Origin of the sequence: Mycolicibacterium pulveris, assembly GCF_010725725.1 — a bacterium.
GTDB lineage: Bacteria > Actinomycetota > Actinomycetes > Mycobacteriales > Mycobacteriaceae > Mycobacterium > Mycobacterium pulveris.
Map to the genome: position 1 here is coordinate 4,439,057 of NZ_AP022599.1, position 13,768 is coordinate 4,452,824.

The window sequence follows — 13,768 nt, forward strand, 5'->3', positions numbered from 1 at the left end:
ACCATTCTCCCCGATCGCAGAACCCCGTTGTCCGGCGCACTAGGGTCGTGTTGTGGCGAGTCCTTTCCTGGGAGAGATGCGCGCGGGCGCCCGCTACCACGGCGATCAGGCCGCGGCCCCCGGCATGCTGGACTTCGCCGTGAACGTCCGCGCCGACCAGCCCCCTGCCTGGCTCGTCGACCGCCTGGCGGCGCGCTTGGCAGATCTCGCTCGCTATCCCAGCGGCGCCGACGAGCAGCGCGCGGCCGCCGCGGTCGCGGCCCGGCACCACCGCAGCATCGACGAGGTTGTGCTGCTCGCCGGGGCGGCCGAGGGTTTCGCGCTGCTGGCCAATCTGCGGCCGCGGCTGGCGGCGCTGATCCAGCCGTCGTTCACCGAGCCCGAAGCCGTGTTGACCGCGGCAGCGGTGCCGTTCGAGCACGTCGTGCTCGCCCCACCGTTCGGCCTGTCCGCTGCCCTGGTGCCCGACGACGCCGACCTGGTGATCGTTGCGAACCCGACCAATCCCACGTCGGTGCTGCACGCCCGCGAGCAGGTGCTGGGGTTGCGCCGCCCGGGCCGCATCGTGGTGGTCGACGAGGCGTTCGCCGATGCGGTGCCGGGGGAGCCGGCGTCGCTGGCGGGCCAGTCGCTACCCGACGTGGTGGTGCTGCGCAGCCTGACCAAGACGTGGGCGCTGGCCGGGCTGCGCGTCGGCTACGCGCTGGGCCCGCCCGACGTGCTCGACCGGATGACGGCACGGCGTCCGCACTGGCCCCTCGGCACGCTGCAGCTCGAGGCGATCACCGCGTGCAGCTCGTCCGAGGCGGTCGCCGAAGCCGAGCGGGGGGCCCGCCGGCTTGTCGGGCTGCGCACCGAGATGGTGGCCGGTTTGGCTAGCATCGGCGTCAATGTCGTCGACGGCTGCGCCCCGTTCGTGCTGATCTCGGTCGGAGATGCAGCGTTGATGCGAAAACATCTGTACAGCAGAGGAATTGCCGTGCGTCGCTGCGACACGTTCGTTGGGCTGGAAGGTCAATACCTGCGTGTGGCGGTGCGCCCCGAGTGGCCGGTGCTGGTCGACGCGATGGCCGAGGTGCTGGGATGAGCGTGCGGCTGGCCGACATCATCGACGTGCTCGAGGCGGCCTATCCGGCCGCGCTGGCACAGGCCTGGGATTCGGTGGGCCTGGTGTGCGGCGATCCCGGGGAGACGGTCGAGGCCGTCACCGTCGCGGTCGACGCGACCGCCGCCGTCGTCGCCGAAGTGCCCGAGGGCGGCCTGCTGCTCGCGCACCACCCGCTGCTGCTGCGCGGCGTCGACACCGTGGCCGCCGACACCGCCAAAGGCGCCCTGATCCACCAGATGATCCGGACCCGGCGGTCCCTGTTCACCGCGCACACCAACGCCGATGCCGCCTCACCGGGGGTGTCCGACGCGCTGGCGCAGGCGCTGGACCTCACCGTCGAAGAAGTGCTCGCGCCCATCCCCGCCGGGCCCGAGCTGGACAAGTGGGTGGTGTTCGTCCCCGTCGACGCCGCCGACGCGGTGCGCCGGGCGATGTTCGACGCCGGGGCCGGGCAGATCGGCGATTATTCGCACTGCAGTTGGAGCGTGACGGGCACCGGGCAGTTCCTGCCTCACGACGGCGCCACACCCGCGATCGGCAGCGTGGGCACCGTCGAGCGAGTGTCCGAGGATCGGGTGGAGGTGATCGCCCCCGCCCGCCGGCGCCCCCACGTGCTCGCCGCGCTGCGCTCGGCGCACCCCTATGAGGAACCGGCGTTCGACATCTTCAGTCTGGCACCCGTGCCGGGAAACGTCGGTCTCGGCCGGGTCGGTGTGTTGGCGGCGCCGGAGCCGTTGGCTGCGTTCGTCTCTCGCGTGCACGACGCGCTGCCCACAACGTCGTGGGGTGTGCGAGCCTGCGGGAACTCCGACACCGAGGTGTCGCGGGTCGCGGTGTGCGGAGGCGCGGGCGACTCGCTGCTCGACGTGGTGGCGGGCACCGACGTGCAGGCCTACGTCACCGCCGACCTGCGCCACCACCCCGCCGACGAACATTCGCGCGCCTCCGACGTGGCGCTGATCGACGTGGCGCACTGGGCCAGCGAGTACCCGTGGTGTCACCAGGCCGCAGACCTGCTGCGAGACCATTTCGGCGACGCGCTCACCGTGCGGGTATCGGCGATCCGAACCGATCCCTGGAATGTCGAGAGAACGAGTCATGAAAGCTGAAGTAGTCCAACAACGTTCGCTGCTCGAACTGGCTGAACTCGACGCCGGGTTGACCCGGCTCGAGCACCGCGCAAAAAACCTCGCCGAGCAGCAGCATCTGGAAGAGGTTCAGGCGAGCCTGCGCGAAGCCAACGACAAGCTGGCCGCGCTGCAGATCGCGCTCGACGACCTCGACGAGCAGATCGCCAAGTTCGAAACCGAGATCGACGGCGTCCGTCAGCGCGAGGACCGGGACCGGCGCCTGCTCGCCGACGGCAGCGTAGACGCCAAGCAGCTCACCGATTTACAACACGAGTTGCAGACCCTGGAGCGGCGTCAGGCCGCGCTGGAGGACTCGCTGCTGGAGGTGATGGAGCGGCGCGAGGACCTGCAGCGCGAGCAGCAGGACGCGCTGGCCAGGATCGACGATCTGCAGAGCAGGCTGAGTGACGCCCAGAAGGCATGCGACGCCGCCCGGGCCGAAATCGACCAGCAGCGTCACCAGAGTGTGTCGCGCCGAGACGAACTCATCTCGGGGCTGGACCCCGAACTGGTCGCGCTGTACGAGCGCCAGCGTGAGCGCAGCGGCGCGGGCGCCGGCCTGTTGCAGGGGCGGCGTTGCGGCGCGTGCCGGATCGAGATCGACAAGGGCGAGCTGGCCCGCATCTCCGCGGCCGCCGAGGACGATCTGCTGCGCTGCCCGGAGTGCGGAGCGATCCTGTTGCGGCTCACCGGAACCAGCGCGTGAAAGTCATCGTCGAGGCCGACGGTGGCGCCCGCGGCAACCCCGGACCGGCAGGCTACGGCGCGGTGGTCTGGTCGCAAGACCGCACCACGATGCTCGCCGAGATCAAGCAATCGATCGGCCACGCCACCAACAACGTCGCCGAATACCGCGGCCTGATCGCGGGTCTGGAGAAGGCGGCGGAGCTGGGCGCATCCGAGGTCGCCGTGCGCATGGACTCCAAGCTGGTGGTGGAGCAGATGTCGGGCCGTTGGCGGGTCAAGCATCCCGACCTGGCACCGCTGCATCAACGCGCCACGGCCATTTCGGCGCGGTTCGACCGGGTCACCTTCGAGTGGATTCCCCGGTCGGAGAACTCACACGCCGACCGGTTGGCCAACGAAGCGATGGACGCCGCGGGGAAGATCGACAACCCCTCGAACCCGGCCGGCGTCGCCCCGCAGGGCTCGCCGGCCGGCTGGACCGGTGCCCGCGGCGAGCCGACGCGGCTGCTGTTGCTTCGCCACGGGCAGACCGACTTCTCGGCGCAACGCCGCTATTCCGGCCGCGGCAACCCCGCGCTGACCGACATCGGCCGCCGACAGGCCGAACTCGCCGCGCAGTACCTGGCGAACAAGGGCGGCGTCGACGCCGTGATCACCTCACCACTGCAGCGCGCTTACGACACCGCGACCGCCGCGGCCAAAGCGTTGGGGCTCGACGTCGCCGTCGACGACGATCTGATCGAAACCGACTTCGGCGCATGGGAAGGACTGACCTTCGCCGAGGCGTCCGAACGCGATCCGGAGATTCACCGGCGCTGGCTGGGGGACACCTCGGTGTTGCCGCCCGGCGGGGAGAGTTTCGACGACGTCGCCAGACGTGTGCACCGCGCCCAGGACCGCCTGATCGCCGACCACGGCGGGCAGACCATTTTGGTGGTGTCGCATGTGACGCCCATCAAGACGCTGCTGCGCACGGCACTGGACGCCGGACCCGGCATCCTCTACCGGCTGCACCTCGATCTGGCGTCGCTGTCGAGCGCCGAGTTCTATCCCGACGGTAGGGCGGCCGTGCGGCTGGTCAACCAGACCGCCTACCTGTCGTCAGGCATGTAGGTGCAGCCGCTCGCCGTGCGGGCCGAAGATCGTGATGGCCTCGACGGGGCCGTCGACCGCGCCGAACCAGTGCGGCGTCCACGTTGAAAACTCCACCGCCTCACCGGGTTTGACGATGAAATCGTTCTCGCCAACGATCAGCCGCAGCCGGCCGGACAGGACGTACATCCAGTCCTGGCCCTCGTGCACGGGCAGTTCCTCGGGCGGGGTCTTGCGCCGCGCGCTGATCCGGATCTTGTAGGCGTGCAGGCCACCGGCGGGCTGGCGGGTCAGCGGCCAGTAGGTGATGCAGTGATGGGTGTGGGAGTTGGCCCGCACGCGGGGATCCGGCGCCTCGGGCTCGCGGAGCAGCTCGTCGGTGCTCACCGACAGCGCGGCGGCCAGCCGGGGGAGATGGTCCAGGGCCAGGCGCCGCTTCCCCGACTCCAGTCGGCTCAGCGTCGACACGTCGATGTTGGATCTGCCGGCCACCTCTTCCAGCGTCAGCCCGTGCTGATTGCGTAGTTCGCGCAACCTGCGCCGCACCCGGGCATCGACGCTGTCCTCATGGTTTGCCTGCATGGCAAATCAGCTTGGCATTCTGGCAGCCGGTCTGCAAGGTGGTGTCATGGATACGACATGGGAACGAGCCGTTCACTCGAGCCTCGTCGCCGACGAATACGGTCTGGCCGTTCCTGGAGGGAGCCGACATGTCAACGCTTGACGCCAAAGCACATTGGGAGGAGCGCTACGGCGAACGCGACCGGGTCTGGAGTGGACGGGTCAACGCGCGGCTCGCCGAGGTCGCCGCAGGCTTGCCACCGGGTCGAGCGCTGGATCTGGGCTGCGGAGAAGGGGCCGATGCGCTGTGGCTGGCCGAACGGGGTTGGCAGGTGGTGGGTGTCGACATCTCCGACACCGCGCTGCAGCGCGCGGCAGCCGACGCCGAAAAGCGCGGGCTGAGCGATCGGATCGAGTTTCGGCAAGCCGATCTGCCCGAGCAGTTCCCCGACGGCACGTTCGATCTGGTGTCGGCACAGTTCCTGCACTCCACGCTGCCGTTCGATCGCACGCGTGTCTTCCAGCGGGCCGCCGAGGCGATCCGTCCCGGCGGGCTGCTACTGATCGTCGACCACGGCGAGTCGCCGCCGTGGGCGTCGAAGTTGCACCATCACCACGAGTTCCCCAGCGCGGACGAGGTCGTGGCGTCGCTGAATCTGCCTGAGACGCAGTGGGAAAGGGTGCGGGTGGAATCCGCCGAGCGAGAGGCGACCGGGCCCGACGGCCAGGCGGGCCCCCTGGTCGACAACATCATCTTGCTGCGGCGACGAGTTCGCGGCTCGTGAGGACCAGCGGCGGACCGTCGGTGATCGCGATGGTGTGTTCGCTGTGGGCGGTACGAGATCCGTCTGCCGAGCGCAGGGTCCAGCCGTCCGGGTCGTAGACGATCTTGTCCGTGCCTGCGGCGAACCACGGCTCGAGCGCGAGGGTGAGCCCGGGACGCAGCTCGAGCCCGCGTCCCGGACGGCCGACGTTGGGCACGTGCGGGTCTTCGTGCATGGTGCGGCCGAGACCATGGCCGCCGAAGTCGGTGTTCACCCGGTATCCGTAATCGGCGGCCACCGCGCCGATGGCCGCGGAGATGTCGCCGAGCCGGTTTCCCGGCAGCGCCGCGGCGATACCTGCCGAGAGGGCCCGCTCGGTGGCCTCGATGAGGCGTTGGTCTTCGGGTCGCGGCGTTCCGACGATGATGCTGCGGGCACAGTCGGCGACCCACCCGTCGATGGACACCGCGATGTCCATGCTGAGCAGATCGCCCTCGGCCAGCACGTAGTCGTGCGGCAGTCCGTGCAGCACAGCGTCGTTGACCGACAGGCAGATCACGTTGCGAAACGGCCCGCGCCCGAACGACGGTGCGTAATCCCAATAACAGGACTCGGCGCCACGTTCGGCGATCAGCTCACGGGCGCGGGCCTCGAGGTCGAGAAGGTTCACGCCCGGCCGGGCCCGTTCGGTGAGATCGTCGAGCAGTTCGGCGAGGAATGTGCCGGTGACGTCCATCGCCGCGATCTCGCGCGGTGTCTTCAACTCGACCACCAGCCCTACCTCCCCTGACCAACCAAGCGGTATGAAAATACCAGCCTAGCGCGAGTCGTCGGTATTTTCATACCGTCCGGCGGTATGCTGACCGCATGGTCCGTATTCCCCTGACCGCGGAACAACTCGCCGCCGGCAAGCGCATCGGTGAGCGGCTCCGGCAGGCCCGCGGCGGTCGAACCCTCGCCGAAGTGGCTGAAGCGGCGGCTATTTCGCCAGAGACGCTGCGCAAGATCGAGACCGGCCGGTTGCCGACGCCGGCGTTCGCCACGATCGCGGCGCTGGCGCGCGTGCTTCCCCTGTCGCTCGACGAGCTCGCCGACGTCTATCTCAGCCGCGTCGATCTTCCGCACACCGGATGAGCCGCGGAGGCAGCGGATTTCCGTGTCGAGGACGCGATGTGGCGCGGAAACGGCGCGCAGGCCCTAGTCTCATCGCCGAGATGATCTTGCTTTCGTGTTCTGACAGACGACCGTAGGAGATAGCAAGCCGATGAAGAAACTCCCCGTAGGGACAACGGCGGGACTTGTGGCCGTCGCTCTGAGCCTCGGGCTCGGGGGCTGTGGTTCCAGCACCGACACAGCCTCCACGACAACGACTTCGACGTCGACCGAGACCGCGACGACGGCCGCGCCGGCTCCCCAGGCCGGCGAGGAAGAGACGATCAACGACTACATCGTCAACAACGACATCGCCGAGACGCCGATCAAACCGGGCGAGCCGGGAACCCCCACAGTCGATTTCCCGCTGCCGCCCGACTGGAGCGACTCCGGCGATGCGACGCCGGACTGGGCCTACGGCGCCATCGGCTACAACCACCCCAAAGACCCCAACGATCCGCCCGATATGTACGCGATCGCCTCCAAACTCACCGGCAACGTCGACGCGGAAAAGATCCTCGAGTACGCCCCGCAGCAACTCGAGGAGCTGGCGGATTTCAAGCCGTTGGGAGAACCGAACAGGAGCACGTTGAGCGGCTTTGACGCTGTCGAGTTCGCCGGCACCTACGAGCACGACGGCAAGAGGCGCTTCATCGCCCAGAAGACGGTCGTCGTGCCCGCAGCGGACGGCCTGTTCGTCTATCAGTTGAACGGCGACAGCCTGGAGGACGAACAGAACGTGGTGCTCGATGCCGCCAAGGTGATCGACGAACAGACAACCATCACCCCGCCGTCGTGACAGCCGCACCTTTCCGACATCCACCAACATCGCTTAACCGACGGAGAAGCATCGACATGAGAATCCGAACCATGGTGCCAGGCTTCCTGGTGGCCTCGGTGTGCGGCGCCGCGCTGGTGTCGGCGTCGCTGGTGAACGCGCCAGCGGCGGACGCGCAGTGCACGGCCGGCGAAGTGTGGGACCAGCGCACCGGAGTGTGCTGGTCGCAGGCGCAGACCAGCCTCGGGGTTTCTGGCCCCGGCGGCTGGTGTAAGCCCGGTCGGCTCGGACTGTGCATTGCGGCGTGGCAGAACTCGCCCGTTCCGGGCGCCGCGCTTCAGCCCGCTCCTCCGGCCGGGCCCGCACCGCGCCAGACCTGGCCCCGCGGCTGACATCCGGTATCAGGGCGTCCACGGCGTGAGCCGCGGTGTCCACGCCGGCACGTTGCGGCGGTACTCCTCGTACTGTTCGCCGTAGGTGCGCACCAGCGTCGGTTCCTCGTACCAACGCACGAACGAGGCTGTCGCCACCCATCCGAGCGCCGCGTACAGCACCAACCACAGGCTGTCGAACAGCACCGCCTGGCCGAGGATCGCGACGAGCAGCCCGAGGTACATCGGGTTGCGCACGAAGCGGTTGAAGCCCTCCACCACCAGCCGCTCGGTCGGCGCGGCCGGCATCGGGGTGCCGCCGGCCTTGGCGAATTGGACGAACGCGTGGATCGGCGGAATCAATCCCGCGACGATCAACGCGGCTCCCACGAGCACCCGTACGGTCGGGCTGGGCCCGGGGATCTCCCAACGGGTGATCAGCCACGGGCCCAGCCCGACGAATGTCCCCGGAGCGACGACGAAGAACGCCGCCGAACCCAGTGCGGCCGTGCTCCTGCGCATCTAGCCAGTATTGGCGGGGACCTCGGTCCGTTGGGTCAAACGCACGCTGTTGCCCGACGGGTCGCGGAACCCGCAGTCGATGCCGTACGGCATCTGGTGCGGCTCCTCGGTGAACTCGACGCCGCGTGCCTTCATCTTCTCGTAGCTCGCCTGGCAGTCATCGGTGGTGAGGAAGACGGTTCCCGCAAAGCCTTTCGCGGTCAGGTCCAAGACCTGCGCGCGGGTGGCGTCGTCCATCAGCGGTTCCCCCGGCACGGCCATCAGCACGACCGACACGTCATCCTGGCCGGGCGGCCCGACCGTCAGCCAACGGAAGTCGGCTTCGGGCAGCGAAACATCCTCGCGCACTTCCATTCCGACCTTCTCGGTCCAGAACTTCAGCGCGGCATCCTGGTCGTGAACCCAAAGGTGGGCGCATGCGATTTTCATCATGGCTCCGACGGTACGGTCAGCCGCCGTCGGGCGTCTTCTCCCCGTGTGCTGTCTTGACGCGGCTGTCCGCGCGGGGCCGGGTGTCCCGCTTGAGGATGCAGTTCGGCACCCGGGCGAAAATCGCGGCCGGCGGCAGGCTGGCTCGGTATGCCGCCGGCGGCAACCCGTACGTGCGGGCGAAACTGGTGGTGAACGATCCGACGCTCTGCAGGCCCACCATGACGCAGATCTCGGCGACGGAGCGGTCGGTGTAGCGCAGCAGTGCCGCGGCGCGCTCCAGCCGTCGGGTCTGCAGGTACGCGCGTGGCGATTCACCGAAGGTGCGGGTGAACATGCGGGTGAAGTGCGCGCGCGACAATCCCGCGGCGGCAGCCAGATCGGCCACCGTGATCGGCTCGGCGTAGCGCGCGTCGACCAGGTCCTTGGCCCGCATCAGATAGCGGGACGGAGGCAGCCGCGACACGCGTTCAGTATGAACCCGTTCCCGTACTGGAGGAATCCGGCAGGCGCACAGTACGTTGTTAATGCGGATGAGTTGGCCGGGCGGCCGCGGGATCCGGGGCGACCCGGGTTTCGAGGAAAGTCCGGACTTCGCAGAGCAGGGTGATTGCTAACGGCAATCCGAGGTGACTCGCGGGAAAGTGCCACAGAAAACAGACCGCCACCATCGCGATGGTAAGGGTGAAACGGTGCGGTAAGAGCGCACCAGCACCCCGGGTGACCGGGGTGGCTAGGCAAACCCCACCCGAAGCAAGGCCAAGAAGGCCGCAACCTGGTTGCGGCCGCGCAGGCGCCCGAGGGCTGCTCGCCCGAGCCTGCGGGTAGGCCGCTTGAGGCACCCGGTGACGGTGTGTCCAGATGGATGGTCGCCGCCTTGCCGCCGTGGTCACACGCGGCGGTGAGGGACAGAATCCGGCTTACAGGCCAACTCATCCGCCCGCCCGGGATCAGACCCTGCGGACCGCCTTGTCCAGCTTCTTCAGCGCATCGTCGAGCCGCGCGCGTGAGCGGCGCGCCAGCTCTTCCTCCTGCCGGTACAGCAGCCCGTAGGTGAAGGTGTCCTCGCCGGCGGCGTGGGCCGCCTCGGCTTGTCGACTGAGATGCTCGCGGCTGACGACGCTGTCCTGGTGCTCGCCGAGCAGGGTCTGGACGGCCTTGGCACGCTCGGACACCTTGTCGGCGCCGACGGCGGCGGCGGTGTAGCGAAGACGCTTGGCCCGCTTTCGGATTCGGTGCAGCGCCTCGTTTGTGTCGTCCTCGGCGGCCTTGGCGGCGGTCTTGGCGGCCTTGCGGAGCCGCTTGTGCAGCGCCGCGACGGTCTTCGTGTCGGGTTCGCGCTCGGCCGGGCGCACGGGCGGTTCGGCGGCCACCAGACGCTCCAGCGCGTCGAGCAACCTGAAGTAGCGCGGTGAGCGCATCGCCAGCAGGCTGCGGCGCAGGCCTGCCGCGTACTGCCGCCTGGCGCCGTCGACCAGCCGTTCACGCACCGGGCCGCGCACCAACTCCTTGGGCAGGTCGTCGAGCGCACGCTCGTAGCGCTCGGCGAGCACCTCGGCGTCGCGGGCGACGCCCAACACACCGGCGAGCGCCTTGAGCTCATCGAGAATCCACGCGTTCTCCGCCTCGTCGGACACGGCGAACGCGTCCTCGGCCGCCTGCAGCAGGCTGCGGATCTTGCGCGTCGCCACCCGCATCTGGTGCACGGAGTCGTAGGCGTCGTCGCGCACCGCGCGGTCCCACACCAGCAGCTGCTCGACCTGCTCGGCCACCGCCCGGTGCACGGGATCGAGCTCGACGGTTCCCGGTTCGTCGGCATCACCGGTTTCCGGTTGCGTGCCGGCCAGCACCCGCGCCAGTTTCGAGCCGTGCGCGGCAGGCACCGCCCCGGCGTCGAACAGCCGGTTGGCGAGCCGGTCGAGCAGGGCCGGGCCGTCGTCGCCGTGCCCTGCGGCGAGTTCGATCTCCCACTCCCGCCAGCGCTGCTCATCGTCGCCGTCCTGCGCCCAGGCGGTCACGTCGTCATCGCAGAACTCGGCGATGACCGCGCCGTCGGCGTCGTAGAGGTAATCGACGGTGCGGTTCGTCGTGATGCGCGCGACCGGGACCAGCGGCCGGTTGCGCACGATCGCCAACACCATGTCGCGCAGCTCGTCGGGCACCTCGTCGTCGGCGGTACCCAGCGGCGCGCGCACCTCGGTTCGGGCGCCCTTGCCGGCGGGCAGCTTGAGGTGCCATCCCTCATCGGTGCCACCGGTGCGCCGCCGCAGGGTGATCCGGCGCGCCGCGAGATCACGCCCCGGCGTGTCGTAGTACACGGCATCAAGCGTGTGCGACGGTGAGCGCTCTACCCGCGCGACCGTCGTGAGGCCCTCGAACGACGGCGAAACCGTCGATTCCAGCACGTCGAACTTGCGCTCGACCTCGGTGTGACGGTCGGGTTTGGCGGCCACACCGTAAGCGTGCCATATCGGTGTGACCTGGGCATCCACCCGGCAGCGGTATCCGTGACAGCATTCACAGACATATGGGCCTTAGAGCTTGCTTAGCAGTCTTAGAATGTACTTATGAAGCTTGGGGGATCGATCGACGACTATCTGGATTCCGAGGGACATATCGTCTGCCCGGAGGGCACCACGCTGACGTCGTATCTCCAGGACAACATCGCCGAACTGGGCGATTCGGTGGCCTTCCGGTTCCTGGACTACCGGGGTGACCCCGACGGCAGGCCCGTCGAGCTGAGCTGGAACCGCCTCGGCGTCCGGATGCGTGCGGTTGGGGCCCGGCTTCAGCAGGTCACCTCGCCGCGCGACCGCGTGGCGATCCTCGCGCCCCAGGGTGTCGACTACGTCATCGGCCTGTTCGCCGCGATCGCCGCGGGCAATATCGCCGTGCCGCTGTTCGCCCCCGAACTGCCCGGACACGCCGAACGCCTGCGGGCGGTGATCGGCGACTCCGAACCGTCGGTGGTGCTGACCACCACCGAGGGCGCGCAGGCCGTGCACGAGTCCCTGGAGACCGTTCCCCGCGTTCGCCGCCCCCGCGTCATCGCGGTCGACGCCATGCCCGACAACGTCGGCGAGTTGTTTCAGCCTTACGAGGCGGCCACCGACGACATCGCGTACCTGCAGTACACCTCCGGCTCGACCCGCACCCCGGCGGGCGTGGAGATCACCCACCGCGCGGTGTGCACCAACGTCGCGCAGATGATCCTGTCGGTCGGCCTGGACCGCAACATCCGCAGCGTCAGCTGGCTACCGCTGTTCCACGACATGGGCCTGCTGATGGTGATGTTCCCCGCGCTGTGCGGCGGACAGCTCACCCTGATGTCACCGATGGCGTTCGTCCGCCGGCCGTACCGGTGGATCCGCGAGCTCGCGGCCGAGTCGAAATACGGTCGCACTTTCGCCGCGGCACCCAACTTCGCGTTCGACCTCGCCGCGCAGCGCGGCCTGCCGCCCAAGGGTGAGGATCTGGACCTGAGCAACGTCGGCGGGCTGATCAACGGGTCCGAACCGGTCAGCATCGCGTCCATCAAGAACTTCACCGACGCCTTCCGCCCCTACGGTCTGCCGCCGACCGCCATCAAGCCGTCCTACGGCATGGCCGAGGCCACCCTTTTCGTTTCCACGATCGACCCCGATGCCCAGCCCAAGGCCGTGTACCTGGACCGAGAGGAGCTCGGCGGCGGACGTGCGGTCGAGGTGGCGCCCGACGCCGAGAACGCGGTGTCGCAGGTGTCGTGTGGTCGGGTGGCCCGCGACCAGTGGGCCGTCATCGTCGACCCCAACACGGGCAGCGAGGTGCCTGACGGGCACGTGGGCGAGATCTGGCTGCACGGCGTCAACATCGGCCGCGGCTACTGGGGCCGCACCGACCAGACCGAAATGGTGTTCCAGAACAAGCTGCAGTCGCGGCTGGAGGTCGACAGCCACGCGGAGGGGGCGCCGGCGGGCGGTTACTGGCTGCGCACCGGTGACCTGGGCATGTATCTCGACAACGAGCTCTACATCGTCGGCCGGATCAAGGACATGATCATCGTCGACGGCCGCAACCACTATCCGCAGGACATCGAGGCCACCGCGGCGGGGGTGTCACCCGCGGTGCGCGCCGGGTTCGTGGTCGCGTTCGGGATACCGAGTGAGAACGGGGAGCGGTTGGTGATCGTGGCCGAGCGCGCCCCCGGTAAGGGCAAGGCCGATCCGCAGCCGGTGGTCGACGGCATCCGCGCCGCCGTGTCGCGCCAGCACGCGCTGCCCGTCGCCGACGTGAAACTGGTTGCGGCAGGAACCATTCCCCGGACCACCAGCGGCAAGTTGGCCCGCCGGGCGTGCCGCGCCGAGTACCTGGCAGGCAAGTTGGGGCCCGTTGCCGGTTAAGGTCCAGGGGTGACCGAATACCAGACCATCAAGTTCGAGCAGTCCGGGGCCATCGCCCAGATCACGTTGAACCGGCCCGACGCGGCAAATGGCATGAACGCCACCATGACTCGTGAGTTGGCCGATGCCGCGAAACGCTGTGACACCGACGCCACCAAGGTGGTGGTCCTCACCGGGTCCGGTCGCTTCTTCTGCGCCGGAGGCGACTTGAAGGACTTCGCCTCGGCTCCGGACCGCGGCCAGCACGTCAAGGGCGTCGCCGACGATCTGCACCGCGCGATCTCGAGCTTCGCCCGGATGAACGCCGTGCTGATCACGTCGGTCAACGGCACCGCCGCCGGCGCGGGATTCTCCGTCGCCGTCACCGGCGACCTGGTACTGGCGGCGGAGTCGGCGTCGTTCACGATGGCCTACACCCGGGTCGGGCTGAGCCCGGACGGCAGCGCGTCCTACTTCCTGCCTCGGCTGATCGGTATCACCAAGACCAAGGAACTGATGTTGACCAACCGCACGCTGTCCGCGCAGGACGCGTCGCAGTGGGGACTGGTCACCGAGGTCGTCGCCGACGCCGAGCTGGCCGACCGGACCGCCCAACTGGCCGATCAGATGGCCGCCACCTCCGCCGGATCCAACGGAGGGGTCAAAGCGCTTCTGCTCGGCACGTTCAAGAACGGGCTGGAGGAGCAGATGGAGCACGAGAGCCGGCTGATCGCCGAACGTGCCGGGTCGGCCGACGGCCACGAGGGCGTCGACGCGTTCCTCGCCAAGCGCAAGCCCGAGTTTCGGTAGCGCGAC

16 protein-coding genes and 1 other RNA gene are annotated in these 13,768 nt (G+C 68.8%); 11 read left to right on the forward strand and 6 right to left on the reverse strand.

Features of this window, described 5'->3' with window-relative positions; all coding sequences use genetic code 11:
* Nucleotides 1-76 precede the first annotated feature (76 nt).
* Genes cobC through G6N28_RS21505 form a run of 4 tightly spaced genes read left to right on the forward strand, consistent with a single transcriptional unit; the run spans nt 77 to nt 4,038 of the window.
* Nucleotides 77-1,087 (forward strand): Rv2231c family histidinol phosphate aminotransferase CobC, encoded by a 1,011-nt coding sequence (cobC, locus tag G6N28_RS21490; RefSeq protein ID WP_163906514.1) that lies wholly within the window; start codon nt 77-79, stop codon nt 1,085-1,087.
* Nucleotides 1,084-2,217 (forward strand): Nif3-like dinuclear metal center hexameric protein, encoded by a 1,134-nt coding sequence (locus G6N28_RS21495; protein WP_163903814.1) that lies wholly within the window; start codon nt 1,084-1,086, stop codon nt 2,215-2,217. Before cobC ends, G6N28_RS21495 begins: the two co-directional genes overlap by 4 nt.
* Nucleotides 2,207-2,944 (forward strand): zinc ribbon domain-containing protein, encoded by a 738-nt coding sequence (locus tag G6N28_RS21500; RefSeq protein ID WP_163903816.1) that lies wholly within the window; start codon nt 2,207-2,209, stop codon nt 2,942-2,944. The genes G6N28_RS21495 and G6N28_RS21500 overlap by 11 nt, the downstream gene beginning before the upstream one ends.
* Nucleotides 2,941-4,038: a bifunctional RNase H/acid phosphatase gene (locus G6N28_RS21505; protein ID WP_163903818.1), complete on the forward strand. Its 1,098-nt coding sequence runs from the start codon at nt 2,941-2,943 to the stop codon at nt 4,036-4,038. The genes G6N28_RS21500 and G6N28_RS21505 overlap by 4 nt, the downstream gene beginning before the upstream one ends.
* Here G6N28_RS21505 and G6N28_RS21510 read toward each other — a convergent pair.
* On the reverse strand, nt 4,027-4,599 hold the full coding sequence (locus G6N28_RS21510; protein WP_163903820.1) for a type II toxin-antitoxin system RelB family anti-toxin: 573 nt from the start codon (nt 4,597-4,599) through the stop codon (nt 4,027-4,029). The two genes, G6N28_RS21505 and G6N28_RS21510, sit on opposite strands and share 12 nt — an antisense overlap.
* 128 nt (nt 4,600-4,727) lie before the next feature.
* Between G6N28_RS21510 and G6N28_RS21515 the strand changes: the two genes are divergently transcribed.
* A complete protein-coding gene (locus G6N28_RS21515; protein WP_163903821.1) occupies nt 4,728-5,363 on the forward strand; it encodes a class I SAM-dependent methyltransferase in 636 nt (211 codons plus the stop codon).
* Here G6N28_RS21515 and map read toward each other — a convergent pair.
* Nucleotides 5,329-6,114, reverse strand: a complete 786-nt coding sequence (map, locus tag G6N28_RS21520) for a type I methionyl aminopeptidase (RefSeq protein ID WP_163903822.1) — start codon at nt 6,112-6,114, stop codon at nt 5,329-5,331. The genes G6N28_RS21515 and map overlap by 35 nt on opposite strands.
* Nucleotides 6,115-6,209: 95 nt before the next feature.
* Here map and G6N28_RS21525 point away from each other — a divergent pair, with 95 nt between their 5' ends.
* From G6N28_RS21525 to G6N28_RS21535, 3 genes are all read left to right on the forward strand, one after another.
* Complete coding sequence (locus tag G6N28_RS21525; protein ID WP_163903823.1) at nt 6,210-6,476, forward strand: helix-turn-helix domain-containing protein; 267 nt, start codon at nt 6,210-6,212, stop codon at nt 6,474-6,476.
* Between the two features lie 166 nt (nt 6,477-6,642).
* Complete coding sequence (locus G6N28_RS21530; protein ID WP_306439130.1) at nt 6,643-7,293, forward strand: envelope biogenesis lipoprotein LpqN; 651 nt, start codon at nt 6,643-6,645, stop codon at nt 7,291-7,293.
* Nucleotides 7,294-7,349: 56 nt separating this feature from the next.
* A complete protein-coding gene (locus G6N28_RS21535) occupies nt 7,350-7,664 on the forward strand; it encodes a hypothetical protein (protein WP_131701809.1) in 315 nt (104 codons plus the stop codon).
* 9 nt (nt 7,665-7,673) lie between these two features.
* Here G6N28_RS21535 and G6N28_RS21540 read toward each other — a convergent pair whose 3' ends face one another.
* The 3 genes from G6N28_RS21540 to G6N28_RS21550 are packed head-to-tail and all read right to left on the reverse strand — an operon-like array spanning nt 7,674 to nt 9,030.
* The gene (locus G6N28_RS21540) at nt 7,674-8,165 is read right to left on the reverse strand and encodes a methyltransferase family protein (RefSeq protein WP_163903824.1); all 492 of its coding nucleotides are present in this window, start codon (nt 8,163-8,165) and stop codon (nt 7,674-7,676) included.
* Nucleotides 8,166-8,597: a VOC family protein gene (locus G6N28_RS21545; protein WP_163903825.1), complete on the reverse strand. Its 432-nt coding sequence runs from the start codon at nt 8,595-8,597 to the stop codon at nt 8,166-8,168. It abuts the gene before it with no gap.
* 16 nt (nt 8,598-8,613) lie between these two features.
* Nucleotides 8,614-9,030: a helix-turn-helix domain-containing protein gene (locus G6N28_RS21550; RefSeq protein ID WP_276001817.1), complete on the reverse strand. Its 417-nt coding sequence runs from the start codon at nt 9,028-9,030 to the stop codon at nt 8,614-8,616.
* 98 nt (nt 9,031-9,128) lie between these two features.
* On the opposite strand from G6N28_RS21550, the gene rnpB reads away from it, so the two are divergent.
* An RNA gene (gene rnpB, locus G6N28_RS21555) (RNase P RNA component class A) lies at nt 9,129-9,533 on the forward strand.
* 11 nt (nt 9,534-9,544) lie between these two features.
* On the opposite strand, the gene G6N28_RS21560 is transcribed toward rnpB, so the two are convergent.
* Nucleotides 9,545-11,047, reverse strand: a complete 1,503-nt coding sequence (locus G6N28_RS21560; protein ID WP_163903827.1) for a CYTH and CHAD domain-containing protein — start codon at nt 11,045-11,047, stop codon at nt 9,545-9,547.
* 114 nt (nt 11,048-11,161) lie between these two features.
* On the opposite strand from G6N28_RS21560, the gene G6N28_RS21565 reads away from it, so the two are divergent.
* A complete protein-coding gene (locus tag G6N28_RS21565) occupies nt 11,162-12,973 on the forward strand; it encodes a fatty acyl-AMP ligase (protein WP_163903829.1) in 1,812 nt (603 codons plus the stop codon).
* Between the two features lie 9 nt (nt 12,974-12,982).
* A complete protein-coding gene (locus G6N28_RS21570; protein WP_163903831.1) occupies nt 12,983-13,762 on the forward strand; it encodes an enoyl-CoA hydratase/isomerase family protein in 780 nt (259 codons plus the stop codon).
* Nucleotides 13,763-13,768 lie beyond the last annotated feature (6 nt).

What these genes read in the sequence shown, in the direction of transcription:
- cobC (WP_163906514.1), top strand. Translation starts at nt 77, where the DNA reads ATGCGCGCGGGCGCCCGCTACCACGGCGATCAGGCCGCGGCCCCCGGC.
- G6N28_RS21495 (WP_163903814.1), top strand. Translation starts at nt 1,084, where the DNA reads ATGAGCGTGCGGCTGGCCGACATCATCGACGTGCTCGAGGCGGCCTAT.
- G6N28_RS21500 (WP_163903816.1), top strand. Translation starts at nt 2,207, where the DNA reads ATGAAAGCTGAAGTAGTCCAACAACGTTCGCTGCTCGAACTGGCTGAA.
- G6N28_RS21510 (WP_163903820.1), bottom strand. Translation starts at nt 4,599, where the DNA reads ATGCAGGCAAACCATGAGGACAGCGTCGATGCCCGGGTGCGGCGCAGG.
- G6N28_RS21515 (WP_163903821.1), top strand. Translation starts at nt 4,728, where the DNA reads ATGTCAACGCTTGACGCCAAAGCACATTGGGAGGAGCGCTACGGCGAA.
- G6N28_RS21525 (WP_163903823.1), top strand. Translation starts at nt 6,210, where the DNA reads ATGGTCCGTATTCCCCTGACCGCGGAACAACTCGCCGCCGGCAAGCGC.
- G6N28_RS21535 (WP_131701809.1), top strand. Translation starts at nt 7,350, where the DNA reads ATGAGAATCCGAACCATGGTGCCAGGCTTCCTGGTGGCCTCGGTGTGC.
- G6N28_RS21540 (WP_163903824.1), bottom strand. Translation starts at nt 8,165, where the DNA reads ATGCGCAGGAGCACGGCCGCACTGGGTTCGGCGGCGTTCTTCGTCGTC.
- G6N28_RS21545 (WP_163903825.1), bottom strand. Translation starts at nt 8,597, where the DNA reads ATGATGAAAATCGCATGCGCCCACCTTTGGGTTCACGACCAGGATGCC.
- G6N28_RS21550 (WP_276001817.1), bottom strand. Translation starts at nt 9,030, where the DNA reads ATGCGGGCCAAGGACCTGGTCGACGCGCGCTACGCCGAGCCGATCACG.
- G6N28_RS21565 (WP_163903829.1), top strand. Translation starts at nt 11,162, where the DNA reads ATGAAGCTTGGGGGATCGATCGACGACTATCTGGATTCCGAGGGACAT.